At 43.5% G+C, this 1550-nt stretch carries 1 protein-coding gene; it reads left to right on the plus strand.

Translation table 11 applies throughout. The features are described from left to right. The coding region (locus ACK5JN_RS12175; RefSeq protein ID WP_416870418.1) for a hypothetical protein at nt 1-244 on the plus strand (244 nt) is incomplete at its 5' end. Nucleotides 245-1550: the final 1306 nt, after the last annotated feature.

Genomic DNA, 1550 nt, shown 5'->3' on the forward strand with positions numbered 1-1550 from the left:
CACACACGAACGCAGAGAGAGAGAGAGAGAGAGAGAGAGAGAGAGGGTGGTGGGAGAACTGGAGGGGGGAGAGGAGAGGATGGGAGGGGGGAGAGGTGATAGAAGGATGGGTGTGCGAGGGGGATGGGGGGAGCTTGTTGGTGGGGGGATGAGGGAACTGATGAAGGGGAGGGGGGGTAACTCGACTTGTCTGAACCTTTGCTCTGGTGTTTGGGTTCTCACTGACTACAACTTAAAATCGTAAGAGTAAACTCCTAAAGTATATAAATTTGACTAACTCCTATAACATTATAAATTACGGCGGGGTGTTGTAAACATTGTGTTAGACTGTCATAACTGTCCGACTAATAGCCTTGAAGATATTCCCGAAAAACGATGCCACATCGGGTCTGAAATAGTTAGTAATTTACCTTGGTCTCTTTACAGGTACGTGCGAGGGTGAAGATGGGGAAGTGTGAAGCCAGGTCCGGTTAGGTAAGGTCAGGTGATCACGTCTTAAGTAGTGTTACGTAAGGTGAGGCCAGGTAAGGGATGGACGTCTGGCTGTCTGACTGTCTGGCTGGGAGAGGTGAGTTAAGCTTGTTCAGTGTGTGTGTGTGTGTGTGTGTGTGTGTGTGTATTGCTGTTTGCTAATTTTGCTGTTTATGTAAGACTAAATAACTCTTTTCATATCCTTTTTTTAAATATAATTTGGTGGGTGTTTACTGTAAGGGTTTAGTGTGTGTGTGTGTGTGTGCTTTTGTGTGTGTCAGTTATCACCACCTCATAACACAACGGCATCATCTAAACTCTTTCTCGCCTTCGTTGAATTCCACTTAATTCACCTCTAATGCCTTTGTTCCTCGGCTGACTTGCGCTGCACTATCACAAACAGAGAAATCAGTGTGTAGAAAGTGGTTCATAGCAAGCTCGTAGGGAACGGCGTCTGGGAAACTGATATTGTTGGAACTGACCTCGAGGGAATGGCGTAGCAAGAGAGAGAGAGAGAGAGAGAGAGCTTGTAGTACTGGGATTTGTCTTACTGGGTTGATATTTAATAATTCTCGTTGGGCGTCTGTCTCTATCTTCTTTTTGTGGACGTAGCACGGTGCGGGAATTCTCTTATGTTATTCCTCTGCCTCTCGTCTGGCTTCTGTACCGCAAACACAAGAGATTAGAAAAAATTCACCCAGGTCATGTTTTTGCTATGTATCTCAATTATTCACACGCAAAATACAGGAACCAACATTTGTAAACACGCGTGTAAGCAAGGTATTTAAAGTAAGTTGCAGTTCAAAGAGACGCGTCCTCACTTTCGCCAAATCAAAATTAAGAAGGAAAAATGAGGAGGCACTTTTCTCTTGCGTTAGAAATTCGTATCTAAATTATCGGTCTTAACCCTATCCGATCCGACCCTTTCAAATTTTAGCGCTCGTAACAGCTAGCATCGTATTCATTTATCTGAACAACTATAACGCTCATGAACACTAACTACTGGTAGTCGAGTCAATAGTGTATAACAATAATGAATAGTAAGTGACAAGAAGCCAGTGGAAAGTAAAAAAAAAAAA

It is taken from the genome of Kluyvera sp. (assembly GCF_047971185.1).
Taxonomy (GTDB): Bacteria; Pseudomonadota; Gammaproteobacteria; order Enterobacterales; family Enterobacteriaceae; genus Kluyvera.